Origin of the sequence: Pseudomonas sp. A-B-19 (assembly GCF_019947515.1) — a bacterium.
Taxonomy (GTDB): Bacteria; Pseudomonadota; Gammaproteobacteria; order Pseudomonadales; family Pseudomonadaceae; genus Aquipseudomonas.
In genome coordinates, this window is sequence record NZ_JAGYGN010000026.1 from 46,839 (window position 1) to 71,138 (window position 24,300).

Here is a 24,300-nt window from a genome sequence, read left to right on the forward strand (position 1 = left end):
ATTGCAGAAGACTTCGGGCCAGCGGAGAAAAAGTTGTGGCGAGGGAGCTTGCTCCCGTTCGTCTGCGCAGCAGACGTAAAACCGGTAAACGCGGTCTGCCTGACCCTTTGCGTGTACAGGTTTTGGGGCCGCTTCGCAGCCCGGCGGGAGCAAGCTCCCTCGCCACAGGGATTGGTTAAACGATCGGAAAGCTGTTGAAGTCCACGGCATTAGCCAGTTGGCTATCGATCAGGCTGATGAAGCCCTGGACTTCGGGGCAGTTGAAATGCGATCGCATGGCCGCTTCCGATTGCCAGTGGGCGCTGACGGTCCAGCGATTGGTGTCCTCTGGGCAGCGGTCGACCATATAGGATTCGCAGCCCGGTAGTTCACGCAGGGTTTCGACAATCTTCTGCAGTTGCTTACCCAGTTCATCCGAGCGGCCGGCGGCGGCCTGTACCTGTACGGTATTGATCACTTCATGGGACATTGCTGACACTCCTGAATCAAGCCGGACGAGTCCTGCTCATTGAGGGATAACGCCTATGCAGGATAGGCCTGACCCTCGGGACCGCCAATAGCCAATCGCCGGATAAAGCCGCAGGCCAATCGGTCAGGCCACCTGCTGCAGAATGTCGCGCAAACGGTCCAGGGCAATGTCGATGTCAAGGGTTTCGATGGCGCCAAAACCGAGGAAAAGCCCGGCCTTGGGCGCTTGCTGGTAGAAAAAGCTGTCGATGGCATAGAGCCCGACTTCGACCTTTTTCGCCAGTTCGATCACCAATGGAATATCCATCGGCACTTTGCACATCACCACCATGTGGAAACCGGCGGTGGTCGGCACCGCCTCGAACCAGGGCGAGAGATCGCCGGCCATGCGCGCCAGGATTCGCTCGCGGCGCCCGGCATAGATCGTATGGCAGCGCCGGATGTGCTTGAGCAGGCAGCCTTCGGCGATGAACTTGGCCAGCGCCCATTGCGGCAGGGTCGAAGTGTGCAGGTCGGTGAGCTGTTTGGCACGCACCACGGCCTCGAGGATCGCTGGCGGCAGGATCGCATAGCCCAGACGCAGTTCCGGCAACAGGGTTTTCGAGAACGTTCCGACATAAGCGACGATCCCCCGTTCATCCATGCTTTGCAGGGAATCGGCAGGACGGCCTTCATAGCGGAATTCGCTGTCGTAGTCGTCTTCGATGATGATCGCCCCCAGCTCATGGGCCTTGGCCAGCAGGGCTATGCGACGCGCCTGGCTCATCGGCATGCCCAGCGGGAACTGGTGCGAAGGGGTGACGTAGATCAGGCGCGTACCGCGAGGAATCTGCTCCACCACAATGCCTTCGGCGTCTACCGGCATGCCGATCACCGTGGCGCCATGGCTGCCGAACAGCAGTCGCGCCGGCGGGTAGCCCGGGTCTTCGATGGCGACCAGGCTACCCGGACTGATCAGCACCCTGGCGATCAGGTCCAGCGCCTGCTGCGCACCGTTGCACACCACCACATCCTCATCCTGGCAATTGACCCCGCGGGAGAACGCGATGTGCCGGGCAATGGCGTTGCGCAGGGCTGGCAAGCCCTCCGGCAGGCTGTAGAGGCCTTTGGAACCGGCAATCTGGCGCAGTGCGTGAGAGGTGCAGCGTCGCCAGTCATCCTGGGGAAACTGGCCCTTGCCGGTGGCGCCGCCGATGAAATCGTAGCGCAGCGAGCCCTCGAGCGTCGGGTGACGCAGAAACACCGGCAGATTGCGCCAGGATTCGATCACCTCGAAACCGGCGAGTTCGCAATGCCTCTGTTTATGCTGCACCTTCGAAGTGCGCGCGTTGACGTAAGTGCCTTTGCCGACCACGCCGGTGAGGAAGTTTTCGTAGGTCAGCTGGGCGTAGGTATCGGAAATGGTCTTGCGCGAAATACCCAATTGCTCGGCCAGCAAACGACTGGGCGGCAGTTGCGTCCCGGCGGTCAGGCGACCGGACTCGATGGCGCTGCGCAGTTGGTTGTACAGCTGGCCGGCCAGGTCCTTGCGGCCGTTAATGACAACATGTAGTTCCATACCGGCGAGGCTCCGGGGCTGTTGAGGCGCGTGTGCGTCGCGCAAGATTACCCCTATCCGCTGGTGGTACAGAAGTTGTGCAGTGGAAAAACCGTCCATTGGTCTGGTGGCGGTGGTCCCCGGGGAAATCGCCTGATTGGATCTGTCCCGCCTGCGCGCCAGCGACTACCGTGAAGGTCATATCACTTGCTGCACGAGATCGCCTCCATGACCCCCCGCCTGGATTACTACAGCGCGTCCCCCAAAGCGATGAAAGCCATGATCGCGATGGAGGCCCTGACCAGCAGCCTGAGCATCGAGCAGGGCCTGCTGCACCTGATCAAGATTCGTGCTTCGCAGCTCAATGGCTGTGCCTTCTGCACCGACATGCATTCGGTGGATGCGCGGCGCCTGGGCGAAAGCGATCGGCGCCTGTATTCCATCGTGGTCTGGCGCGACAGTAATTTTTTCAATCCGCGGGAAAGAGCCGCGCTGGCCTGGACCGAAGCGGTCACCTTGCTCTGCGAAAGCCACGTGCCGGACGACGTCTACGCCCAGACCCGGGAGCAGTTCAGTGAAAGCGAAATGGTCGACTTGACCGTCGCCGTCACCACCATCAACAGCTGGAACCGCCTGGCCGTGAGCTTTCGCCAGACGCCCAGCGCCTGAGTTTTTGTCATGGCAGGTTCATGAACGATCCGCAGGATGCAACTGTCAGTGTCAAATCGACAGGGAGTCCCATATGTCAGTCATGGAAACCAGCACCCGCCAGGGGGCTACCGAGTATCGTGTAGCCATTGATAAAAACACCTTCTGGCGCCAGTTGGCAGCAAGTATCGACCCCGAACTGGCGTTGTGTTTCACCGCCAGCGTCCGTTGCGGTTGCTTCGTGCAAGCCGCCCGCAGTCTGAACCTCAAGGCCACCCGCCTGCGCAGGCAACTGGTGCTACTGGAGACGCAGCTCGAGTGTTCACTGTTCAACCATTCAGACAATGGTTTGAGCCTCAGCCGCGATGGTTTGCGCTTGCACGCACAATTGCTCGCCCTGGCCCATGAGCGCAATTTGCCGGTGATCGAGCAACCGTTGATTCGGCTGGCCGTGGCGGATTCGATCCTGCATGACCTTCTCGGACGCGGCCTGGTTGCACTGCTGCGGCGCAACGCCAGCGTGCGGCTGGACATCATCACGCTCGACGGCGAAATGTCATTGCAGGCGGTCAGCGCTGACGTGGTGGTATGGCTGGGCGAGACCGAGTCGCCGTTACCGGGGCCAAGCTTTGCCACCACTGAACCCAGGCGTCTGGTGCAACTGGATTACCTGCCGCACATTGCCAAGCGCTACTCGCGAGTCGCTTCCAGGCCGGAATGCCTGGATGACCTGGCCGATTTTCTCCTGGTGCAATGGCAGCAGGACGGCCAGGTTGAAAGCTTGCGGCCATGGAATGCACTGGTGGATCAGCGCCTGGCCGGAGCGGTGCAACTGCAGTCCTGGGAGCTGATGCTGGAGATGATCCGTTGCAGTGCCTGCATCGGCCTGCTGCCGCACTACATGAGCCACTTCGACCGCAGCCTGATCGCCTTGCCGGGCCTGTTTGGCCAGCCGATGCGACGTCAGGTGTGGATGGCGGTCAATGCCCATTCCGGGGACAACGGGCAGGTACGGATGCTCGTCGAATTGATTGAAAACACCTTCGCCGAGCGCCGGGCGTGGTTCGAATGAAGATGTTCCGGCAAGCTGCAATCCCTGTGGCGAGGGGGCTTGCCCCCTCGCCACAAAGGTTTCGTTCGTTATAGAGTGAACGGCCATGTCTGCTTCAAGGATGATTCACCCATGCCAGCCACCGAACCCGTTATCACCCTCGAGCGCTTCAACGAGTCCCATATCGAAGGCATCACGGCGCTGTACAACGCCCCGGAGATCGCCCGACAAACCCTGCAAATGCCGTTTCAGTCCACCGAGCTCTGGCGCAGTCGCCTGGCGCTGGATAACGAACGCCTGGTGAAAGTGGTGGCCCTGCATCAAGGGACGGTCATCGGCAACATTGGCCTGGAGCAGTTCTCACGCATTCGTCGCAGCCATGCCGGCAGTTTCGGTATGGGCGTTGCGGTGGCGTGGCAGGGCAAGGGCGTGGGTTCGAAGCTGCTCGCGACGGCACTGGATATCGCTGACAACTGGATGAACCTGCGGCGCATCGAGCTTTCGGTGTACGCCGACAACGAAGCGGCCATTGCCCTGTACCGCAAGTTCGGCTTCGAAACCGAGGGCTTGTTCCGGGATTACGCCGTGCGCGACGGCGTGCTGGTGGACACCTTGAGCATGGCGCGCCTGCGTCGTACGCCCAAGGCCGGATGAGTCAGTCACCGAGGGCAAACCTCAGGAGTACCTCCCGGCTGTTAGTTGCCCACCGGCTGCGCGCATCTGCCATGCTCAATGTCCGTAGTACTGCTGCAACCAAAGGAACACTGCAATGGACGATGTACAGCAACTGGGCGAAATGCTTCGCCACTACGCCGAAAGCGAAGCGCACAAAAAGCAAGTGTTCGAGTCGCAATCGGCCGAGTGGGCGAAGCGCATTGGTGCGTTGTTCGATCAGATCCAGCAGTGGCTGGAACCGGTCAAGGCACCGAACCTGCTGGAAGTGAACCGCGAAGCGTATGTCGCGTCGGGGCCGAGTGTTCCGGTGGAGACCTCTCCATTCAAGACCGAAAAGCTCAGCATCCTGATCGCTGGCAAACCGGTGGAATTCGTACCGGACGTGATGGGTGTCGGCGGGCTGATTTGCGTGGCGGTGATGGGCTTTACAGCAGCACGTTATGGCAGTGTGTCACTGGTGTGCCTGCCGCCATCCACCGGCTGGCAATGGCGCAAGACCAATGGCTTGAAAGACCCGGACACTTTTGAGTTCGAGGCGAACTTCCTGGCGCAGCAACTGCAAAGCCTGATTCCCCGGGAGCGCAGTTGAGACCAATAACCCTGTAGGAGTGAGCCTCAGATTTCGAGGTTACCCCACCCCGGTTTCGGCACTTCAGGCGCCACCGCATTCACTGTCTTGCCCGTCGCCAACTCGACCCGCCGCGCCACTTCCGGGTCATCGGCAAACGGGATCAGGCTCGCATCGTCCAGGCTCTCGGCGGTCTGGTGGCGCAGACAATACTCGACGGCGAACCACAAAAATGCCACCCCCAGAATGTTCAACATGACTTCAATCATCAGGCAAACCGCGCCTCGCGTTCGGCCATCGCCACGTCCGTAACCCGCACTGTGCGCCACACGTTGTAGGCCATCAGCAGCATGCCGCTGAGGAAGAACACCCCGCCGGCAAAGCGCACGACGAATCCCGGATGGCTGGCCTGCAAGGCTTCGACGAAGGAGTAGGTCAGCGTGCCGTCATCGTTGATCGCACGCCACATCAGGCCCTGGGTGATGCCGTTGACCCACATCGAGGCGATGTACAGCACCGTGCCGATGGTCGCCAGCCAAAAGTGCAGGTTGATCAGCGGCGTGCTGTGCATCTGCTCGCGTCCGAATACCTTCGGCACCATGTGATAGGTCGCACCGAAGGTAATCATCGCTACCCAGCCCAAGGCGCCTGCGTGTACGTGGCCGATGGTCCAGTCGGTGTAGTGGGAGAGGGCGTTGACGGTCTTGATCGCCATCATCGGCCCTTCGAAGGTCGACATGCCGTAGAAGGCCAGGGACAGCACCAGGAAACGCAGGATCGGGTCGCTGCGCAACTTATGCCAGGCACCGGACAGGGTCATCATGCCGTTGATCATCCCGCCCCAACTCGGCGCCAGCAGGATCAGCGACATGGCCATGCCCAGCGACTGCGCCCAGTCCGGCAGCGCGGTGTAGTGCAAGTGGTGGGGACCGGCCCAGATGTACAGAGTGATCAGCGCCCAGAAGTGCACAATTGACAGGCGATAGGAATACACCGGCCGGCTCACCTGTTTCGGCACGAAGTAATACATCATCCCGAGGAAACCGGTGGTCAGGAAAAAGCCCACGGCGTTGTGCCCGTACCACCATTGCACCATGGCGTCGGTGGCCCCGGAATACACCGGATAGGACTTGAACCAGTCGACTGGAATCGACAGGTGATTGACCACGTGCAGCATGGCGATGACCACGATGAATGCACCGAAGAACCAGTTGCCAACGTAGATGTGCCTGGTCTTGCGTTGCACCAGGGTAGTGAAGAACACCACGGCGTATGCAACCCAGACCACGGTCATCCACACCGCGCCGGTAAATTCGATTTCGGCGTACTCCTTGGTGGTGGTGTAGCCCAGCGGCAGGGTGATCAGCATCACTACAATCACCGACTGCCAGCCCCAGAACGTGAAGGCGGCGAGTGTGTCCGAGAACAGCCGCACCTGGCAGGTACGCTGCACCGCGTAATAGCTGGCGGCGAATTGCGCGCTGCCGGCGAAACCGAAAATCACCAGGCTGGTGTGCAGCGGGCGCAAGCGCCCGAAGGTGGTCCACGGCAGGTCCAGGTTCATCTGCGGCCACACCAGTTGCGAGGCGATCCACACGCCCATCGCCATCCCTACGACACCCCAGATTACGGTTGCCACGATGAATTGGCGCACGACCTTGTAGTTATAGGCCTGTCCGATAGTTGTTGTGCTCATGATCGATGCTTCCACGGTTGCAATGACGTGCACTGTAAAAACCGTGGCAAAAACAAAACAGGCTCAGGAATATTTCATTTGTGCGGATCAGATGTACAGCGTCGCCAGCCTGGATGGCCTGGATCTGATCCGGTTTTTTTGCAAGAAGGTGAATCTGTAATGGGCTGCGCCGCACGTCCATAGTCAGCCCCACACAACAACCGCATACCCACCGACAGGGGAATGCGGTGAATCCTGATGGGGTATTTACATGTATCAGTACGACGACTACGACCGGGCGCTGGTGTTCGAACGGGTTGCGCAGTTCCGTGATCAGGTCGAGCGCTTCATGGCCGGTGAGCTGAACGAAGAAGAGTTCCTGCCGTTGCGCCTGCAGAACGGCCTGTACATGCAAAAGCACGCCTACATGCTGCGGGTGGCGATTCCCTACGGCACGCTGAGTGCCCGGCAGATACGGACGTTGGCGAGCATCGCCCGGGATTACGATCGCGGCTACGGCCATTTCACCACCCGGCAGAACATGCAGTTCAACTGGATCGAACTGGCCCAGGTGCCGGACATCCTCGAACGCCTGGCCGAGGTGGAAATGCATGCGATCCAGACCTCTGGCAACTGCGTGCGCAACATCACCACTGAAGCCTTTGCCGGGGTTGCGGCCGACGAAATGATTGATCCGCGGCCATTGGCGGAAATTCTGCGGCAGTGGTCGACCATCAACCCGGAATTCCTGTTCCTGCCGCGCAAGTTCAAGATCGCCATCTGCTCGGCCGAGCAGGACCGCGCGGCGATCATGATGCATGACATCGGCCTTTATCTTTACCCGGGTTGCGAAGGACAGATGCTCTTGCGAGTCATGGTGGGCGGGGGTCTGGGGCGCACGCCGATCCTCGGCTTGCAGATCCGCGAAGGCTTGCCGTGGCAGCACCTGCTGTCATACGTAGAGGCGGTGCTGCGGGTGTATAACCGCCATGGCCGGCGGGACAACAAGTACAAGGCGCGAATCAAGATTCTGGTCAAAGCCCTGGGCATCGAAGCCTTCGCCCGGGAAGTGGAGCAAGAGTGGCAGTACCTCAAGGACGGCCCGGCGCAACTGACCCTGGACGAGTTCGAGCGTGTGGCCAGTGCGTTCGTCGCACCGTCGTATCGTGATCTGTCCGACACCAACCTGGATTTCGGTACGCACCTGGCCGAAAACCCGGCGTTCGCTCGTTGGGTGCAGCGTAACGTGCAGCCGCACAAAGTATCGGGTTATGCCAGCGTAGTGTTGTCGACCAAGCCCGGCAGCGCTGCGCCACCGGGCGATGTCACTACCGGACAGATGGAGGCGGTGGCCGAGTGGTCCGAACGCTTCGGCTTCGGTGAAATCCGCATTGCCCATGAGCAGAATATCGTCCTGCCTGACGTGTCCAAGGCCGATCTGTTCACCCTGTGGCGCCTGGCCTGCGCACACAATCTGGGCAGCGCCAACGCCGGATTGCTCACCGACATCATCGCCTGCCCCGGTGGCGACTTCTGCGCGCTGGCCAACGCCAAGTCTATCCCTATCGCCAAGGCTATTGCCGCACGCTTCGAGGACCTCGACTACCTGCACGACCTGGGCGACATCAGCCTCAATATCTCCGGCTGCATGAATGCCTGCGGTCACCATCACATCGGCAACATCGGCATTCTGGGGGTCGATAAGAACGGCGCCGAGTGGTACCAGATCACCCTCGGCGGCGCCCAGGGCAAGCACAGCGCGTTGGGCAAGGTCATTGGCCCGTCCTTCAGCGCCGCCGAAGTGCCCGAGGTGATCGAGCGCATCATCGACACCTTCGTGCGGTATCGCGAGAACGAGGAACTGTTCGTCGACGCTTTCCAACGGATCGGGCTGGAGCCGTTCAAGGAGGCGGTCTATGCGAAAGTGCTGGAGGTGTCGGCATGAACAATCTGTTGCGGCTGGAAGAGGGCATGGCGCGGATTGTCGCGGATGATCCATGGAAGCTCGTGCGCGACCCGCAAGCACCGCTGCCCGTGGGTGCCGCGATTCTGCCGCTGAGCCGTTGGCTGGAAAACCCGTCGCAAAGCGGTGTGTGGCTGGGGCCGGACGATGAAGTGGAAAGCCTTCAGCCATGGTTTGCCCAATTGCCCCTGATCGCCCTGGATTTTCCGAATTTTCGCGATGGCCGCGGGTACAGCCAGGCGTATCTGCTGCGCACGCGATTGGGCTGGGCCGGCGAGTTGCGCGCCATTGGCGATGTCTTGCGCGATCAACTCAGCCACATGCGCCAATGCGGCTTCGACAGCTTTGCCGTGCGTGAAGACAAATCCGCAGAAGATGCATTGAAGGGATTGGCGGGGATGAGCGTGTTGTACGGGCGCTCGGTGATTGAGCCGCGGCCGTTGTTCAGGCGCCGCTGAATTCGGTCCCCGTAGGAGCGAGCTCGCTCGCGATGGACGTCAACGAAAGCGCGATTTTTTGGATAAACGCGTCGCCTGTAACGCCATCGTCGGAGCGCCGCCCGGAGCAAGCTCACTCCTACAAGAATCTTCCGTCATTTCAATGCCGGATCCCCCATGTTCATTTTCTTCCAGCCCTGCAACAACGCCTGCGCCTTGGGCTCCTGGCCATTGTCCAGGTAGTACTGGATCAACGACAACCGGGCATTGCGGTTGGCCGGTTGCACCTTCAGCAGTCGCTCCAGTTCCATGCACGCCTCGTTAATCTTGCCGCTGTCATGCAGGGCCACCGCCAGCACATAGCCGAACTGTCCGCTCTGAGGCTCCAGTTGCGCGGCTTTGCGCAGGTACGGCATGGCTTGAGCGGCCTGGCCGGTACGAATCAGCGCAAGACCCTGGGTATGTTGCAGCAGGCCTGAGTCGGGGTGGTCCTTGAGGCTTTCCGCCAGCAGGACATGGCCTTCCTGACGGCGACCGTTGGCCTCCAGCCATTGCACCAGGGTGACCAGCGCCGGGTAGAAGTCGGGGTCGCGCTGCAAGGCGGTACGCAGCAAACCTTCGACTTCTGCGCTGCGGCCATCAGCCTGATAAAGCATCGCCAGGTTGAGGTTCGCTTCGGCGCGTTCGGGCAGGCTTTTCTGGACTGTCTCGTACTCAGCGATGGCGATATTCCAGCTGTCCTGGGCGGTGCCCAGTCCATTGCGTGCCACGCTCAGTAAATCCCGGGCGGCGGCGATGCGCACTGCTCTGACAGGATCATTCAACAAGGGGATCAGCAGCTGCGCGCGTTCCGGTGGCGGCAGGAATGCGCTGAGCGCGCGTATGGCGTTCTCACGTACTTGAGGTGCCGTGTCGTTCAGGTCCCTGGTGGCCAGTTTCAACGCTTGTTCGCTCGGATACAGCGACAATTCACCAAGCAGCGTCGCGCGCTGGATCGCCGGCAGATCGCTGCGTTGCAGTTGCTCGAACAGCGCCTGCGCCGCACCCGGTTGACCGTTACGGATCAACCACAGGCTTTCGTCGTAACGCGGGGTTTGCATCGCGCTGGCGTTGGCGGTGTTCCACAGTTTGAATTGCTCGGTGATCTTGTCGCCGGCCTTGCCCTGGTGGCAGGTCAGGCAGGCGTCAGGTGTACCGAGTTTCTTTGCTCGCTCAGGGTTGGGAATGCTGAAACTGTGGTCATGCCGCAAGTCATTGCCCATGTAGAACTTGCCGGGCATGTGGCAATCCACGCACTGCGAGCCTGGTTGGCCCATGGTGTGGCGCGTGTGTTCGATGGCCTCGTAGTTTTTCGCTTGCAGGCCCTTGCCGTCGACACCTTCCACAGTGGTTTTGCCGGCGGCGTTATGGCATTGCAGGCATACGCCGTTGCCTGGCGCTTTCAATTGAGTGCTGTGCGGGTTGTGGCAGTTGCTGCAACGCACGCCCTTGTCGAACATTTTGCTCTGGGCGAAGGAGCCGTGTTCGAACACTTCGTCCTTGATCTTGCCGTCCAGCGCGTACAACTCACGGGTCAGGACGCTCGGCAGGTAGTCGTCCATCAGACGCTTGCCGACCGTGTAACCGTCGTCCAGCGGCGCGCGGCGCGAGTGGCAGCGGGCGCAGGTTTCGATTTCGACGGTGGCGTTCTTGTCCTTGAGGTCAACGGCAAATCCGGCATGGATCAGGTCGGTTTTCTTCGCCGTCCATTCCAGGTGGCTGGACGCCGGACCGTGGCAGGCCTGACAACCGACACCGAGGCTGTTCCAGTGACTGTCGAAGGTGTTCTTGGCCGCGTCGAAATTGCGCTTGAAACCGGTGGTGTGGCATTCGACACACATGAAATTGGCGTTCTGGCTCGGTTTGCTCCAGTGCAGCGGGTTCTTGAAGTTCACACCCTGGCCCGGATACAGGTGAAACCAGCGGTGCTTCTCGGTATCCCAGGCTACGCCGAGGGCCTGCAGGCGGCCTTCGCCGACCTCGATCAGGTATTGCTGCAAGGGGGCGATGCCAAAGGCATAGGCCACCTTGAAGTCGGCATTCTTACCATCGACGCCGGGGGTGTTGACCCAGAATTCGTCGCCTTTGCGCGAGAACACCGTGGTCTCTTTTTCAGCCTTGAAGGTGACGTTGTTGAAGTCGCCGAGCAGGGTGTCGGCGTTGGCTTGCTGCATCGCCAACTGGTGATGGGAGCCTTGCCAGTCTTTGACCTGCTCGCCGTGGCAGCCCTGACATTGTTGCTCGTCGACCATTTTCGCAGGCGCGACAGCGACCGGTAGCGGTTTGGCCGGTTGAACGGCGGGTGTGCTGACGGGCATTGGCTTGAGTGGCGTCGGTGTGTCGCTCAGCAAAAACCAGCCAATACCCGCCACTGCGAGCAGCAGGATGCCGATGGTGACGGGGTAGAGATAACGGTTGATCAGGGTCGGTTGCGAATCAGGGTGTGGGTTTGCAGTTTTATTTTTATGTTTGCGCATCACGACTTCCATGGTCCAGGTGCGATTGCCTTGCGGCGCGCGATGAAGCTTGATGCAGCTTTGTCGGATGGTCGGCGTCTGTCAAATAACGGATGTTGTGAATCTGATGGCCCCATCGTCGGAACGCCGCCCGGAGCAAGCTCGCTCCCACAGGGTTTATGTCGTGCCCAAATGTAGTGATCGACACCGAACCAGTGGGAGCGAGCTTGCTCGCGATGGCGATCTATCAGGCACCCAATCACTCCCCGACAAACCACCGGTAATGTACTGCGATAAACGTTTATTGCAGTCCTGCACGACGTCTTTTTATTGCGTTTGCTCGGCTGTGGATGCATCGAACGGATAGATTCGACGCCATTCGGATGCCATGTCGACGACCGTCCAGCCACGTTTGTGTGCTTCGTCCAGGGCCTTGTCCAGACGACCGATCTGCGATTGTCGGTCGTAAGCCCATTCGCGTTTGGCGTCGGTGTGATGCACCAGGCCCATGAAGCGTTTACCGGGACCGGCGGCGGTCCACTGGAGCATTTGCAGGTCACCGTCGGAGTTGCCAAAGGCGAGGATTGGCCGGCGTCCGATCACTGCGTCGATGCTTTCCGGTTTGCCCGGGCCATCGTCGTTGTGGGCCAGTTTTGGCGTGCGCAGGATAGATGCCTGGCCGTCCTTGAATTGATAGGCAGTGACAAAGGTGGTGCCAATGACCTGTTCTGGCGGGATGCCATAGACCTTCTCGGCGAAGGCGCGCATGAACCCGGTGTCGCCGCCGGACACGATGTAGGTCTTGAAGTCCTGGCCGCGCAGGTAGTCGAGCATTTCCAGCATCGGCTGGAAGATCATCTCGGTGTACGGTTTGCCGGTTTTCGGATGGCGGGCCTGGCTCAGCCAGGTTTTGGCGTAGTCACCGAAGGCATCGGTGGTCATCCCGGTGTGGGTGGCAGCGAAAATTTTCATCATGCCTTCCATGCCAGTGGCGGCCAGGGCCTTGTGATCGTTTTCCAGCACCGCCTGGAAGGGCTGGGTGGTCTTCCATTCCGGGTGCTGCGGTGCGGTGCGTTTGACCTCCTCGAGGGCGAACAATAACTCGAAGTACATCGGCTGCTCGCTCCACAAGGTGCCGTCGTTATCGAACACGGCAATGCGGTCCTCGGGCTTTACGAAGTCCTTGCTGTTTTGATCGGTGACTGTCTGCACGAACTCGATGATCTGTTTTTTCGACGGGCCATCGTTCCAGGAGGGTAACGGCTCGGCCGCCTGAACCAGTAACGGCAGGCTCAAGGCCAGGGTCAGCAGGAAGCTGAATACGCGGCGATGGCGCAGAGATATCGAATTCGTCATGGGAAATCCTTCTCGTGAACGGAGTTGAGCGGATGCAGTGCACCAGAGAAGGATTCTCTGTTGCGCCCGACCTGACTATGCAGCGTAGACAAGGATTGCCTGATTTGGCGCCGCACCTGATCTTTGTCCGGTTCACGGCGGGCTTGCCCGCGATGGCGGGTTTACATTCAACGCGGATGGTGGCTGATCTGCCATCTTCGCGAGCAAGCTTGCTCCTGCAAGGGGATTCAGTTCTTCTTTGCCTGCTCCCAGACGCGCTCTTCCTGCGCACGCAGTTCCGGCGTGAATTCGGCGCCAAAGTCTTCGGCCTCGAACACCTGGCGAATCTCGATCTCGGCTTCGGTGCCAGGCATCGGGTTGGGGCAGCGCTTGACCCACTCGATGGCTTCTTCTTTGGATTTCACTTTCCACAACCAGAAGCCGGCGATCAGTTCCTTGGTTTCGATGAAGGGGCCGTCGATGATCGAGCGTTGCTCCCCCGAAAACTTTACGCGGGCACCTTTGCTGCTGGGGTGCAGGCCTTCGCCTGCGAGCATGATGCCGGCCTTGACCAGTTCTTCGTTGTAGTTGCCCATGGCGGTCAGCAGTTCCTGGCTGGGCATCACGCCGGCTTCGGAATCGGCGCTGGCCTTGATGATGATCATGAATCGCATGGTGATTTCTCCGTTGTAATTGAGTGACTCGCCAAATGGTCGAATGGCTGGAGTGCAAATCGACAACTCCTCGGCAAAATTCTTGTAGAAGACACTCTGGCAGGTTTCTTTTCGACTGCCATTTCGCTACACCGTATTTCTGGCGAGCCTGCCCAACGATCAAAGGAATGTGTCCCGCATGGCAATTCTGGAACTCACTACACTCATCCCCGGCCGCACGCCCGGACAGGTCCTCGACTTCTGTCTGGAAGGGGGCAACTTTCCGAAGATTTTCCCCGAACGCATTACCCCGCTGGGTGATGTCGATCTGAACGACCTGCGGATTGAGGCCGGGCGGCAATTCCGCTTTCGTCACTGGATGTTCAATGTGATTCCATCGAACTGGACGGTAGTGATCCGTGAAGTCGGTGAGAGGTATTTCATCGACGAGATGCTCAAGGGACCGATGCGTGCCTTTCGTCACGAACATCGAGTAGCGGCAGGCGAGGGCGGTACGCTATACACCGATCGGGTGATGTATTCGGCGATAGGCGGCGCGCCCATTGAGTGGTTGCTGGTCAATGGCTACATGCGGCGGATTTTCGAGGCGCGCCACCGCAATATGCTGGAGTTACTCAAATAACACCGCTGTCCCTGTGGGTTGTATCCAGTTTTGTGCGCCGATACATGACAATTTATGTTTGACCGTAGGTCGTCGGACAATTTCGTGGTTAACTTCGGCCTCGTCAAAATACTCCACATCCACGTCAGAAGGACTCCGTTCATGGCTCAAGTCACTCTTAAAGGCAACCCGGTTCAAGTCAACGGCCAACTGCCACAAGCCGGTTCCAAGGCGCCAGCCTTTTCCCTGGTTGCCGGCAATCTGTCCGACGTCACCCTGAAAGACTTTGCCGGCAAGCGCAAAGTGCTGAATATTTTCCCAAGCATCGACACCCCGACCTGCGCCACCTCTGTGCGCCAGTTCAACGCCAAGGCTAACGACGTGGCCAACACCGTCGTGCTGTGCATCTCCGCTGACCTGCCGTTCGCCCAGGCGCGTTTCTGCGGTGCCGAAGGCCTGGAAAACGTACAGAACCTGTCGACCCTGCGCGGTGCCGAGTTCATCCAGAACTACGGCGTGGCCATCGCCGACGGCCCGCTCAAAGGCCTGACCGCCCGTGCCGTTGTGGTACTGGACGAAAACGACAACGTGCTGCACAGCGAGCTGGTTGGCGAAATCGCTGACGAGCCGAACTACGAAGCGGCACTTGCTGTTCTGAAATAAGTCTGGCTTTACAATGTTTAACGGCCTGGCCCTGTCCAGGCCGTTTTCATTTGTGCTTCAGTGTCTTACACAAAATTTCTGTTACGTAAGCCGAAGGTAAATTGCCGGTAAAGGCGCTTTGCTTAAAACCCGCCAGTGCTTATCGTTCCCTCATGTAAAAAAAGCCCACGCGCCCAATGGTTGATCACTCAATGCAATCCTCCGCTTCCCGTAGTCCTCGTCGCTGGCTGTTCGGCCTGCTTGTCCTGCTGGTCATCGCCGCCTTGTGCTGGAAATTCTGGCCCGGCAGCGCTGCACCCAAAGAGGCTGTGGGGCAGAAAGCCGTCGCCGGGCATACCGGCAGGTCAGGCGGAATGCGGCCTGGATTCGGCGGGGCGTCAGGGCCGGTACCGGTGCGAGTGGCTCCGGCAGTCACCGGTGATTTCCCTGTGTACTTCAAGGCGCTGGGTACGGTCACGGCGCTGAACACCATCAATGTCCGCAGCCGCGTCGGCGGTGAGCTGGTCAAGATCCATTTCGAAGAAGGGCAGATGGTCAATGCTGGCGACCTGTTGGCCGAAATCGACCCGCGCCCCTACCAGAACGCCTTGCTGCAGGCCGAAGGCACCTTGCTGCAGAATCAGGCGCAGCTGAAAAACGCCCAGGTCGACGTCGAGCGCTATCGCGGCCTGTACCGCGAAGACAGTATTGCCAAGCAGACCCTGGACACCGCCGAAGCGCTGGTCGGTCAATTCCAGGGCACGGTCAAGACCAATCAGGCAGCGGTCAACGATGCCAGGCTCAACCTCGAATTCACCAAAATCCGCGCACCGATCACCGGTCGCGTTGGCCTGCGTCAACTGGACGTCGGCAACCTGGTAGCGGCCAACGACACCAGCGCATTGGCGATCATCACCCAGACCCAACCGATCAGCGTGGCCTTCACCCTCCCGGAAAACAGCCTCGACACCGTGCTCGCCCGTTATCGCAGCGGCGCCAGGCTGCCGGCTGAGGCCTGGGATCGCGGTGATACCAAATTGCAAGCCACTGGCGTGCTGCAGAGCCTGGACAACCAGATCGACGTCACCACCGGCACCCTGAAATTCAAGGCCCGTTACGAAAACCGCGATCAGTCGCTGTTTCCCAACCAGTTCGTCAATGTGCGCCTGTTGGCCGACACCCTCAAAGACGTAGTGCTCGCGCCTTCTGCAGCGATCCAGTTCGGCACCAACGGTACATTTGCCTATGCCCTGGACGGTGACAAGAAGGTCAGGATCCGTCAGTTGAAAGTCGGCGCCAGCGATGGCGTGAACACCGTGGTTACCGAAGGCCTGGCGGCGGGCGAGCGGGTTGTTCTGGAAGGCACCGATCGCCTGAAGGACGGCAGTGAGGTGGAGGTGGTCAACGACAGCCACGACGTGCCGGCCACGCCGACCGAACACCTGCAAGGCAAGTCGGCGGCCGACGCGGCAGAGCCCGCGACCACTGACAAGGCGAAAAAGGGCGGCGCATGAATCTCTCGCGGCTGTTCATCCTTCGTCCGGTAGCCACCACGCTGAGCATGCTGGCGATTATTCTGGCCGGTGTGATCGCTTATCGGTTGCTGCCGGTGTCGGCGCTGCCCCAGGTCGACTACCCGACCATTCGCGTCATGACGCTATATCCCGGCGCCAGTCCGGATGTCATGACCAGCGCGGTGACCGCGCCGCTTGAGCGGCAGTTCGGGCAAATGCCCGGCCTGACGCAAATGGCCTCCACCAGTTCCGGTGGGGCGTCGGTTTTGACCCTGCGGTTCAGCCTCGACATCAACATGGACGTGGCCGAGCAACAAGTTCAGGCGGCGATCAATGCCGCGACCAACTTGCTACCCAAGGACCTGCCGGCGCCGCCGGTGTACAACAAGGTCAACCCGGCCGATACGCCGGTGCTGACCCTGGCCATCACCTCCAGGACCATGCTGCTGCCCAAGCTCAACGATCTGGTCGATACCCGCATGGCGCAGAAAATCGCCCAGATCAGCGGCGTCGGCATGGTCAGTATTGCCGGTGGCCAGCGCCAGGCCGTGCGCATCAAGGTCAACCCCGAGGCTCTGGCGGCCAACGGCCTGAATCTGTCGGATGTGCGCACGCTGATTGGCGCTTCCAACGTTAATCAGCCCAAGGGCAACTTCGACGGTCCGACCCGGGTCTCGATGCTCGATGCCAACGATCAACTGACGTCGCCCGAGGATTACGCCAACCTGATCCTGGCCTACGCCAACGGCGCGCCGTTGCGGCTCAAGGACGTGGCGGAAATCGTCGACGGCGCCGAGAACGAGCGACTCGCTGCGTGGGCCAATGAAAACCAGGCCGTGCTGCTGAATATCCAGCGTCAGCCCGGTGCCAACGTGATCGAGGTGGTGGACCGCATCAAGGCCCTGCTGCCGAGCATCACCGACAACCTGCCGGCCGGCCTCGACGTGGTGGTGCTGACCGACCGCACCCAGACCATCCGCGCCTCGGTCAAGGACGTGCAGCACGAATTGCTGATCGCCATCGCCCTGGTGGTGATGGTCACCTTCCTGTTCCTGCGCCGCGCCAGTGCCACGATCATTCCGTCGGTGGCCGTGCCGCTGTCGCTGATCGGTACATTCGGCGTGATGTACCTGGCCGGGTTCTCGGTCAACAACCTTACCCTGATGGCCCTGACCATCGCCACCGGTTTCGTGGTGGACGATGCGATCGTCATGCTGGAGAACATCGCGCGCTTCATCGAGGAAGGCGACAGCCCGCTGAACGCAGCGCTCAAGGGCGCCAGGCAGATCGGCTTTACGCTGATCTCCCTGACGTTGTCGCTGATCGCCGTGCTGATCCCGCTGCTGTTCATGGCGGACGTGGTCGGGCGGCTATTCCGCGAATTTGCCATCACCCTGGCGGTGGCGATCCTGATTTCCCTGGTCGTCTCCCTGACCCTGACGCCGATGATGTGCGCGCGCTTGCTCAAGCGTGAACCCAAGGAAGCAGAACAGGGTCGTTTCTACCGTGCCAGCGGTGCGTTCATCGACTGGATGATCGCCGCCTACGGACGCAAGTTGCAGTGGGTGCTCAAGCACCAGCCGTTGACCCTGATGGTGGCCATTGGCACTTTGGCGCTGACGGTATTGCTGTACATGGTGGTGCCCAAGGGCTTCTTCCCGGTGCAGGACACCGGCGTCATCCAGGGCATTTCCGAAGCGCCGCAATCGATTTCCTTCGCCGCCATGAGCGAACGTCAGCAGGAACTGGCCAAGGTCATTCTGGCTGACCCGGCCGTCGAGAGCCTGTCCTCCTACATTGGCGTGGATGGCGATAACTCGACCCTCAACAGCGGTCGGTTATTGATCAACCTCAAGTCGCACCACGACCGTGACCTGAGTGCCACGCAAGTGATTGCCCGGCTGCAACCTGCGCTGGACAAACTGGTCGGCATCCGCTTGTTCATGCAACCGGTGCAGGACCTTACCATCGAGGACCGGGTCAGTCGCACGCAGTACCAGTTCAGCATGTCTTCGCCAGACTCGGAGCTGCTGAGCCTGTGGAGCGGGCGACTGGTCGAAGCCCTGGCCGATCGGCCGGAATTGACCGACGTTGCCAGCGATTTGCAGGACAAGGGCTTGCAGGTTTATCTGGTGATCGACCGCGATGCGGCGTCGCGGGTCGGGGTGTCGGTGTCGAATATCACCGATGCGTTGTACGACGCCTTTGGCCAGCGGCAGATTTCCACCATCTACACCCAGGCCAGTCAGTACCGCGTGGTGTTGCAATCGCAGTCCGGCGAGAAGATCGGCCCGGATGCGTTGAACCAGATTCATGTCAAGACTACCGATGGCGGGCAAGTGCGCCTGTCCAGCCTGGCGCATATCGAGGAGCGCCAGGCGCAACTGGCGATCACCCACATCGGCCAGTTCCCGGCGGTGATGATGTCCTTCAACCTGGCACCCGGCGTGGCGCTGGGGCATGCGGTGGAGATCATCGAGCAGGTGCAGAAGGACATTGGCATGCCGATTGGCGTGCAGACCCAGTTCCAGGGCGCGGCGCAGGCTTTCCAGGCTTCGTTGTCGAGCACCTTGCTGCTGATTCTGGCGGCGGTGGTGACCATGTACATCGTGCTGGGCGTGCTCTACGAGAGCTACATCCACCCGATCACCATTCTTTCGACCCTGCCGTCGGCGGCGGTGGGCGCCTTGCTGGCGTTGATCCTGAGCGGCAACGACCTGGGCATGATCGCGATCATCGGCATCATTCTGCTGATCGGCATCGTGAAGAAGAACGCGATCATGATGATCGACTTTGCCCTCGACGCGGAGCGCAATCAGGGCATGGACCCGCAGACGGCGATCTATCAGGCCGCGCTGCTGCGTTTCCGGCCGATCCTGATGACCACCCTGGCGGCCTTGTTCGGTGCCGTGCCGTTGATGCTGGCCACCGGTTCCGGCGCAGAACTGCGCCAGCCGCTGGGTCTGGTAATGGTCGGCGGTCTGTTGCTGAGCCAGATTCTGACGCTGTTCACCACGCCGGTGATCTACCTGTACTTCGACCGTCTCGGTCGGCGCTGGGGCCGCAAGCCTGAGTCCGTGGAAGCGGTAGAGCAGCCATGAACCTCTCCGGCCCTTTCATCAAGCGCCCGGTCGCGACCATGTTGCTGAGCCTGGCCATCATGCTGCTGGGTGGCGTGAGCTTCGGTTTGCTGCCCGTGTCGCCGCTGCCGCAAATGGACTTTCCAGTGATCGTGGTCCAGGCCAGCCTGCCTGGGGCCAGCCCCGAGGTGATGGCATCGACCGTGGCCACGCCGCTGGAACGCTCTTTCGGCGCCATTGCCGGGGTCAACACCATGAGCAGCCGGTCCAGCCAGGGATCGACCCGGGTGATCCTGCAATTCGACCTCGACCGCGACATCAATGGCGCGGCGCGGGAAGTGCAGGCAGCCATCAATGCCTCGCGCAATCTGCTGCCGAGCGGGATGCGCAGCATGCCGACCTACAAGAAGGTCAACCCGTCCCAGGCGCCGATCATGGTGCTGTCGCTGACCTCGGATGTGCTGGAAAAAGGCCAGCTCTATGACCTGGCCTCGACGATCCTGTCCCAGAGCCTGTCCCAGGTGCAGGGCGTCGGCGAGGTGCAGATCGGCGGCAGTTCCCTGCCAGCGGTGCGTATCGAACTCGAACCGCAGTCGCTCAACCAGTACGGCGTGGCCCTGGACGATGTGCGCAACACCATCGCCAATGCCAACGTGCGCCGGCCCAAGGGCTCGGTGGAAGACGATCAACGGCTGTGGCAGGTCCAGGCCAACGACCAGTTGGAAAAAGCCAAAGACTACGAGTCGCTGATCATCCACTACAACGGCGGCGCGGCCCTGCGCCTGAAGGATGTGGCCAAGGTCAGCGATGGCGTCGAGGACCGCTACAACAGCGGTTTCTTCAACGACGACGCGGCGGTGCTGCTGGTGATCAACCGCCAGGCCGGCGCCAACATCATCGAGACGGTCAACGAGATCAAGGCGCAGTTGCCGGCATTGCAGGCGGTGTTGCCGGCCAGCGTCAAGCTGAACCTGGCCATGGACCGCTCACCGGTGATCAAGGCCACGCTGCACGAAGCGGAAATGACCTTGCTGATCGCCGTGGCGCTGGTGATCCTGGTGGTGTTCCTGTTCCTTGGTAACTTCCGCGCTTCGTTGATCCCGACGTTGGCGGTGCCGGTGTCGCTGGTCGGCACCTTTGCCGTGATGTACCTCTACGGCTTTTCGCTGAACAACCTGTCGCTGATGGCGCTGATCCTGGCCACCGGGCTGGTGGTGGACGATGCCATCGTGGTGCTGGAGAACATATCCCGGCATATCGACGAGGGCGTAAAGCCGATGAAGGCGGCATACCTCGGCGCCCAGGAAGTCGGTTTCACCTTGTTGTCGATGAACGTGTCGCTGGTGGCGGTGTTCCTGTCGATCCTGTTCATGGGCGGGATCATCGAGAGCCTGTTCCGCGAATTCTCCATCACCCTGGCGGCGGCCATCGTGGTCTCGCTGCTGGTGTCGTTGACCCTGACCCCGATGCTCTGCGCCCGCTGGCTCAAACCGCACACGCCGGGGCAGGAGAACCGCCTGCAACGCTGGAGCCGGCGGACCAACGACTGGATGGTTGGCAAATATGCCACCAGCCTCGACTGGGTGCTGCGCCACAAGCGCCTGACGTTGCTCAGCCTGTTCGTGACAATCGGAGTGAACATCGCATTGTATGTGGTTGTTCCTAAAACATTTATGCCGCAGCAGGATACCGGCCAACTGATCGGTTTCGTGCGCGGCGACGACGGTCTGTCGTTCAGTGTGATGCAGCCGAAGATGGAGATTTTCCGCCGGGCGGTGTTGAAGGATGAGGCGGTAGAAAGTGTTGCCGGGTTCATCGGTGGTAACAACGGCACCAACAACGCCTTCATGCTGGTGCGCCTGAAGCCGATCAAGGAACGCAACATTTCCGCGCAAAAGGTCATCGAGCGCCTGCGCAAGGAAATGCCCAAGGTCCCTGGTGCACAACTGATGCTCATGGCGGACCAGGACCTGCAATTCGGTGGTGGCCGCGAGCAGACCAGCTCGCAATATTCGTACATCCTGCAAAGCGGTGATCTGGGGGCGTTGCGCGAGTGGTATCCGAAAGTCGTCACTGCGCTCAGGGCCTTGCCGGAGCTGACGGCGATCGATGCGCGGGAAGGCCGGGGCGCCCGGCAAGTGACGCTGATCGTCGACCGCGACCAGGCCAAGCGCCTGGGTGTCGACATGGACATGGTCACGGCGGTGCTGAACAACGCCTACAGCCAGCGGCAGATATCGACCATCTACGACAGCCTCAACCAGTATCAGGTGGTGATGGAGGTCAATCCGAAATACGCCCAGGACCCGATCACTCTCAAGCAGGTCCAGGTGATCACCGCCGATGGTGCGCGGATCCCGCTGTCGACCATCGCCCATTACGAAAACAGCCTGGAAAACGACCGGGTCAGCCACGAAGGCCAGTTCGCGTCGGAAAGCATTGCCTTCGACATGGCCGAAGGCGTGACCGTGGAGCAGGGCAGTGCCGCCATCGAGCGGGCGATTGCCAAGGTCGGCCTGCCGGAAGACGTGATCGCGAAAATGGCCGGCACCGCCGACGCCTTTGCCGCCGCGCAAAAAAGCCAGCCGTTCATGATTCTCGGCGCGCTGGTGGCGGTGTATCTGGTGCTCGGCGTGTTGTACGAAAGCTACATTCATCCGCTGACCATCCTGTCCACGCTGCCGTCGGCCGGGGTCGGCGCGTTGCTGTCGATCTATGCGCTGGGCGGCGAGTTCAGCCTGATTTCGCTGCTGGGGCTGTTTCTGCTGATCGGCGTGGTGAAGAAAAACGCCATTCTGATGATCGACCTGGCGTTGCAGCTGGAGCGACACCAGGGCATGGCACCGCTGGAATCGATTCGCAGCGCCTGTTTGCAACGTTTGCGACCTATTCTGATGACCACCCTGGCGGCGATCCTCGGTGCCTTGCCGTTGCTGCTGAGCCGTGCCGAAGGGGCGGAAATGCGCCAGCCGCTGGGCCTGACCATCATCGGCGGGCTGATCTTCAGCCAGGTGCTGACGCTTTACACCACCCCGGTGGTTTACCTCTACCTCGACAAACTGCGCCATCGCTTCAATAAATGGCGTGGGGTGCGTACCGATGCTGCTCTGGAAACTCCGCTATGACTGAACGTTCGCTTTTCAACCTGGCTGCACCGCTGCTCATGGCTCGAGGCTCGCGTCTGTTGAGCCTGTCACTGTGCGTGGCAATGCTCAGTGCCTGCGCCGTCGGCCCGGATTACCAGCGCCCGCAAACCGCCGAGCCTGCGCAGTACAAGGCCGCAGAGGGCTGGCGTCAGGCCAATCCGAGCGATGCCCTGGCGCGCGGTGCCTGGTGGGAGTTATATGGTGACCAGCAGCTCAACGACCTGGTCGAAAAGCTCAACAGCGCCAACCAGACCGTCGCCCAGGCCGAAGCCCAGTACCGGCAGGCCCAGGCGTTGGTGCGCAGCGCACGCGGGGCGTTTTTCCCGACGGTCGACCTGAACGTCAGCAAGAACCGCTCAAGCCAGGGCACCGGCAGCAGCAACTCGAGCCTGAGCAGTTCGTCCAGCGGTATTCGCGACACGTACTCGGCCCAGGTGGGCGTCAGTTGGGAAGCGGACGTATGGGGCAAGCTGCGCCGGGGCCTCGAAGCCGACACCGCGAATGCCCAGGCAAGTTTTGCCGATCTGGCCGCGATGCGCTTGAGCCAGCAGTCGGAGCTGGTGCAGAACTACCTGCAATTGCGCGTGATCGATGGCCAGAAACGCCTGCTCCAGGACACGGTCGAGGCTTATCAGCGCTCGCTGAAGATGACCGAGAACCAGTACCGCGCCGGCGTATCGGGCAAGGACGCCGTGGCCCAGGCCCAGACGCAGCTCAAAAGCACCGAAGCGGATATGGTCGACCTGATCTGGCAACGCGCCCAGTTCGAGAACGCCATTGCCGTGCTGATCGGCTTGCCACCTTCGGAGTTCAACCTGGCGGAAAGCCAGGACATTCCCCAGTTACCGCAAGTGCCGCCGGCCTTGCCTTCGCAGTTGCTGGAGCGGCGTCCGGACATCGCTTCGGCCGAGCGTTCGGTGATGGCCGCCAACGCCAACATCGGCGTGGCCAAGGCCGCCTATTACCCCGACCTGACATTGAACATGAACGGCGGTTACAGCAGCAGCACCTTTTCCAACTGGATCAGCCTGCCGAACCGTTTCTGGTCGGTGGGACCGCAATTGGCCACGACCCTGTTCGATGGCGGCCAGCGCTCGGCGGAAGTCGATCGCAGTGAAGCGGCCTATGACGAAACGGTGGCCAAATACCGCCAGACCGTGCTGGACGGATTCCGCGAGGTGGAAAACTTCCTGGTGCAGCTCAAGGTGTTTGAAGACGAAGCCGTCGTGCGCCAGCAGGCACTGGACGCCGCCCGTGAATCGCTGCGCCTGACCCAGAACCAGTACAAGGCCGGTTTGATCGCCTACATCGATGTGGTGGTGACCCAGGCGGCGGCGCTGAGCAATGAGCGCAGCAACCTGGACCTGCTGCAAAGCCGCCTGATTGCCAGCGTGCAGTTGATTGCCGCGTTGGGAGGTGGCTGGGATGGGCAGCTTCAGGTGAGCGATGGCGCACTAAAGCCAACCACTCAGTCCCGATAAAACACCTGCACCAGGTGATAGCCGAACTTGCTCTTGATCGGCCCATGCACCACCCGTAGCGGTTTCTTGAAGATTACCGCATCGATCACGCCGACCATCTGCCCCGGCCGTATTTCACCGAGGTCACCGCCGCGCTTGCCTGAGGGGCAGGTCGAGTACTTCCTGGCCAGGACATCGAACGCTTCACCCTTGGCGATGCGTTGTTTGAGCTGCTCGGCTTCTTCCGAGGTTTTCACCAGAATATGGCGGGCTTGAGCTTTCATCGGCGGTACCTTGTAACGGTGGTGGCTATGTGGGTGGCAGCAGGGGC

At 60.7% G+C, this 24,300-nt stretch carries 20 protein-coding genes; 12 read left to right on the top strand and 8 right to left on the bottom strand.

The window, feature by feature from the left end; translation table 11 throughout:
* Positions 1-175: 175 nt before the first annotated feature.
* A complete protein-coding gene (locus KGA81_RS23795; protein ID WP_046037161.1) occupies positions 176-469 on the bottom strand; it encodes a putative quinol monooxygenase in 294 nt (97 codons plus the stop codon).
* Positions 470-592: 123 nt separating this feature from the next.
* Complete coding sequence (locus tag KGA81_RS23800; RefSeq protein ID WP_223549063.1) at positions 593-2,026, bottom strand: PLP-dependent aminotransferase family protein; 1,434 nt, start codon at positions 2,024-2,026, stop codon at positions 593-595.
* 207 nt (positions 2,027-2,233) lie between these two features.
* Here KGA81_RS23800 and KGA81_RS23805 point away from each other — a divergent pair, with 207 nt between their 5' ends.
* From KGA81_RS23805 to KGA81_RS23820, 4 genes are all read left to right on the top strand, one after another.
* On the top strand, positions 2,234-2,674 hold the full coding sequence (locus tag KGA81_RS23805) for a carboxymuconolactone decarboxylase family protein (protein WP_223549065.1): 441 nt from the start codon (positions 2,234-2,236) through the stop codon (positions 2,672-2,674).
* Between the two features lie 73 nt (positions 2,675-2,747).
* Complete coding sequence (locus KGA81_RS23810) at positions 2,748-3,725, top strand: LysR family transcriptional regulator (protein ID WP_223549067.1); 978 nt, start codon at positions 2,748-2,750, stop codon at positions 3,723-3,725.
* Positions 3,726-3,836: 111 nt separating this feature from the next.
* Entirely contained in the window at positions 3,837-4,358 is a 522-nt protein-coding gene (locus KGA81_RS23815) for a GNAT family N-acetyltransferase (RefSeq protein WP_223549069.1), read from the top strand.
* A gap of 115 nt (positions 4,359-4,473) precedes the next feature.
* Positions 4,474-4,968 carry a hypothetical protein gene (locus tag KGA81_RS23820; RefSeq protein WP_223549071.1) on the top strand — a complete coding sequence of 165 codons (495 nt, stop codon included), beginning with the start codon at positions 4,474-4,476 and terminating at the stop codon, positions 4,966-4,968.
* A gap of 26 nt (positions 4,969-4,994) precedes the next feature.
* Here the strand turns inward: KGA81_RS23820 and KGA81_RS23825 are convergent, their stop codons facing one another.
* Together KGA81_RS23825 and ccoN are read right to left on the bottom strand one after the other, a co-directional pair.
* On the bottom strand, positions 4,995-5,216 hold the full coding sequence (locus KGA81_RS23825; RefSeq protein WP_223549073.1) for a cbb3-type cytochrome c oxidase subunit 3: 222 nt from the start codon (positions 5,214-5,216) through the stop codon (positions 4,995-4,997).
* The gene (gene ccoN, locus KGA81_RS23830; protein ID WP_223549074.1) at positions 5,216-6,643 is read right to left on the bottom strand and encodes a cytochrome-c oxidase, cbb3-type subunit I; all 1,428 of its coding nucleotides are present in this window, start codon (positions 6,641-6,643) and stop codon (positions 5,216-5,218) included. The genes KGA81_RS23825 and ccoN overlap by 1 nt, the downstream gene beginning before the upstream one ends.
* A 250-nt stretch (positions 6,644-6,893) precedes the next feature.
* Here ccoN and KGA81_RS23835 point away from each other — a divergent pair, with 250 nt between their 5' ends.
* Both KGA81_RS23835 and KGA81_RS23840 read left to right on the top strand, forming a co-directional pair.
* Positions 6,894-8,567 carry a nitrite/sulfite reductase gene (locus KGA81_RS23835; RefSeq protein ID WP_223549075.1) on the top strand — a complete coding sequence of 558 codons (1,674 nt, stop codon included), beginning with the start codon at positions 6,894-6,896 and terminating at the stop codon, positions 8,565-8,567.
* The gene (locus KGA81_RS23840; protein WP_223549076.1) at positions 8,564-9,043 is read left to right on the top strand and encodes a DUF934 domain-containing protein; all 480 of its coding nucleotides are present in this window, start codon (positions 8,564-8,566) and stop codon (positions 9,041-9,043) included. The genes KGA81_RS23835 and KGA81_RS23840 overlap by 4 nt, the downstream gene beginning before the upstream one ends.
* A 134-nt stretch (positions 9,044-9,177) precedes the next feature.
* On the opposite strand, the gene KGA81_RS23845 is transcribed toward KGA81_RS23840, so the two are convergent.
* From KGA81_RS23845 to KGA81_RS23855, 3 genes are all read right to left on the bottom strand, one after another.
* A complete protein-coding gene (locus KGA81_RS23845) occupies positions 9,178-11,538 on the bottom strand; it encodes a multiheme c-type cytochrome (RefSeq protein ID WP_223549077.1) in 2,361 nt (786 codons plus the stop codon).
* 306 nt (positions 11,539-11,844) lie between these two features.
* Positions 11,845-12,873 carry an HAD family hydrolase gene (locus KGA81_RS23850; RefSeq protein WP_223549078.1) on the bottom strand — a complete coding sequence of 343 codons (1,029 nt, stop codon included), beginning with the start codon at positions 12,871-12,873 and terminating at the stop codon, positions 11,845-11,847.
* Positions 12,874-13,100: 227 nt separating this feature from the next.
* Complete coding sequence (locus tag KGA81_RS23855) at positions 13,101-13,526, bottom strand: YciI family protein (RefSeq protein ID WP_223549079.1); 426 nt, start codon at positions 13,524-13,526, stop codon at positions 13,101-13,103.
* A 178-nt stretch (positions 13,527-13,704) separates the two neighbouring features.
* Between KGA81_RS23855 and KGA81_RS23860 the strand changes: the two genes are divergently transcribed.
* The 6 genes from KGA81_RS23860 (at position 13,705) to KGA81_RS23885 (ending at position 23,990) form a co-directional block, all read left to right on the top strand.
* Positions 13,705-14,148 carry a polyketide cyclase gene (locus KGA81_RS23860; RefSeq protein WP_223549080.1) on the top strand — a complete coding sequence of 148 codons (444 nt, stop codon included), beginning with the start codon at positions 13,705-13,707 and terminating at the stop codon, positions 14,146-14,148.
* Positions 14,149-14,289: 141 nt separating this feature from the next.
* Positions 14,290-14,790 (top strand): thiol peroxidase, encoded by a 501-nt coding sequence (tpx, locus tag KGA81_RS23865; protein WP_223549081.1) that lies wholly within the window; start codon positions 14,290-14,292, stop codon positions 14,788-14,790.
* Positions 14,791-14,966: 176 nt separating this feature from the next.
* Positions 14,967-16,283 (top strand): MdtA/MuxA family multidrug efflux RND transporter periplasmic adaptor subunit, encoded by a 1,317-nt coding sequence (locus KGA81_RS23870; RefSeq protein WP_223549082.1) that lies wholly within the window; start codon positions 14,967-14,969, stop codon positions 16,281-16,283.
* Positions 16,280-19,384 carry an MdtB/MuxB family multidrug efflux RND transporter permease subunit gene (locus tag KGA81_RS23875; protein WP_223549083.1) on the top strand — a complete coding sequence of 1,035 codons (3,105 nt, stop codon included), beginning with the start codon at positions 16,280-16,282 and terminating at the stop codon, positions 19,382-19,384. The genes KGA81_RS23870 and KGA81_RS23875 overlap by 4 nt, the downstream gene beginning before the upstream one ends.
* The gene (locus KGA81_RS23880) at positions 19,381-22,488 is read left to right on the top strand and encodes an efflux RND transporter permease subunit (RefSeq protein WP_223549084.1); all 3,108 of its coding nucleotides are present in this window, start codon (positions 19,381-19,383) and stop codon (positions 22,486-22,488) included. Before KGA81_RS23875 ends, KGA81_RS23880 begins: the two co-directional genes overlap by 4 nt.
* Positions 22,485-23,990 (top strand): efflux transporter outer membrane subunit, encoded by a 1,506-nt coding sequence (locus tag KGA81_RS23885; RefSeq protein ID WP_223549085.1) that lies wholly within the window; start codon positions 22,485-22,487, stop codon positions 23,988-23,990. The genes KGA81_RS23880 and KGA81_RS23885 overlap by 4 nt, the downstream gene beginning before the upstream one ends.
* Here the strand turns inward: KGA81_RS23885 and KGA81_RS23890 are convergent.
* The gene (locus KGA81_RS23890; protein WP_223549086.1) at positions 23,978-24,253 is read right to left on the bottom strand and encodes a peptidylprolyl isomerase; all 276 of its coding nucleotides are present in this window, start codon (positions 24,251-24,253) and stop codon (positions 23,978-23,980) included. The two genes, KGA81_RS23885 and KGA81_RS23890, sit on opposite strands and share 13 nt — an antisense overlap.
* Positions 24,254-24,300: the final 47 nt, after the last annotated feature.

Excerpts from the sequence above, each read along its gene's own strand:
- KGA81_RS23795 (WP_046037161.1), bottom strand. The coding sequence starts at position 469 with ATGTCCCATGAAGTGATCAATACCGTACAGGTACAGGCCGCCGCCGGC.
- KGA81_RS23800 (WP_223549063.1), bottom strand. The coding sequence starts at position 2,026 with ATGGAACTACATGTTGTCATTAACGGCCGCAAGGACCTGGCCGGCCAG.
- KGA81_RS23805 (WP_223549065.1), top strand. The coding sequence starts at position 2,234 with ATGACCCCCCGCCTGGATTACTACAGCGCGTCCCCCAAAGCGATGAAA.
- KGA81_RS23810 (WP_223549067.1), top strand. The coding sequence starts at position 2,748 with ATGTCAGTCATGGAAACCAGCACCCGCCAGGGGGCTACCGAGTATCGT.
- KGA81_RS23815 (WP_223549069.1), top strand. The coding sequence starts at position 3,837 with ATGCCAGCCACCGAACCCGTTATCACCCTCGAGCGCTTCAACGAGTCC.
- KGA81_RS23820 (WP_223549071.1), top strand. The coding sequence starts at position 4,474 with ATGGACGATGTACAGCAACTGGGCGAAATGCTTCGCCACTACGCCGAA.
- KGA81_RS23825 (WP_223549073.1), bottom strand. The coding sequence starts at position 5,216 with ATGATTGAAGTCATGTTGAACATTCTGGGGGTGGCATTTTTGTGGTTC.
- ccoN (WP_223549074.1), bottom strand. The coding sequence starts at position 6,643 with ATGAGCACAACAACTATCGGACAGGCCTATAACTACAAGGTCGTGCGC.
- KGA81_RS23835 (WP_223549075.1), top strand. The coding sequence starts at position 6,894 with ATGTATCAGTACGACGACTACGACCGGGCGCTGGTGTTCGAACGGGTT.
- KGA81_RS23840 (WP_223549076.1), top strand. The coding sequence starts at position 8,564 with ATGAACAATCTGTTGCGGCTGGAAGAGGGCATGGCGCGGATTGTCGCG.
- KGA81_RS23845 (WP_223549077.1), bottom strand. The coding sequence starts at position 11,538 with ATGCGCAAACATAAAAATAAAACTGCAAACCCACACCCTGATTCGCAA.
- KGA81_RS23850 (WP_223549078.1), bottom strand. The coding sequence starts at position 12,873 with ATGACGAATTCGATATCTCTGCGCCATCGCCGCGTATTCAGCTTCCTG.
- KGA81_RS23855 (WP_223549079.1), bottom strand. The coding sequence starts at position 13,526 with ATGCGATTCATGATCATCATCAAGGCCAGCGCCGATTCCGAAGCCGGC.
- KGA81_RS23860 (WP_223549080.1), top strand. The coding sequence starts at position 13,705 with ATGGCAATTCTGGAACTCACTACACTCATCCCCGGCCGCACGCCCGGA.
- tpx (WP_223549081.1), top strand. The coding sequence starts at position 14,290 with ATGGCTCAAGTCACTCTTAAAGGCAACCCGGTTCAAGTCAACGGCCAA.
- KGA81_RS23870 (WP_223549082.1), top strand. The coding sequence starts at position 14,967 with ATGGTTGATCACTCAATGCAATCCTCCGCTTCCCGTAGTCCTCGTCGC.
- KGA81_RS23875 (WP_223549083.1), top strand. The coding sequence starts at position 16,280 with ATGAATCTCTCGCGGCTGTTCATCCTTCGTCCGGTAGCCACCACGCTG.
- KGA81_RS23880 (WP_223549084.1), top strand. The coding sequence starts at position 19,381 with ATGAACCTCTCCGGCCCTTTCATCAAGCGCCCGGTCGCGACCATGTTG.
- KGA81_RS23885 (WP_223549085.1), top strand. The coding sequence starts at position 22,485 with ATGACTGAACGTTCGCTTTTCAACCTGGCTGCACCGCTGCTCATGGCT.
- KGA81_RS23890 (WP_223549086.1), bottom strand. The coding sequence starts at position 24,253 with ATGAAAGCTCAAGCCCGCCATATTCTGGTGAAAACCTCGGAAGAAGCC.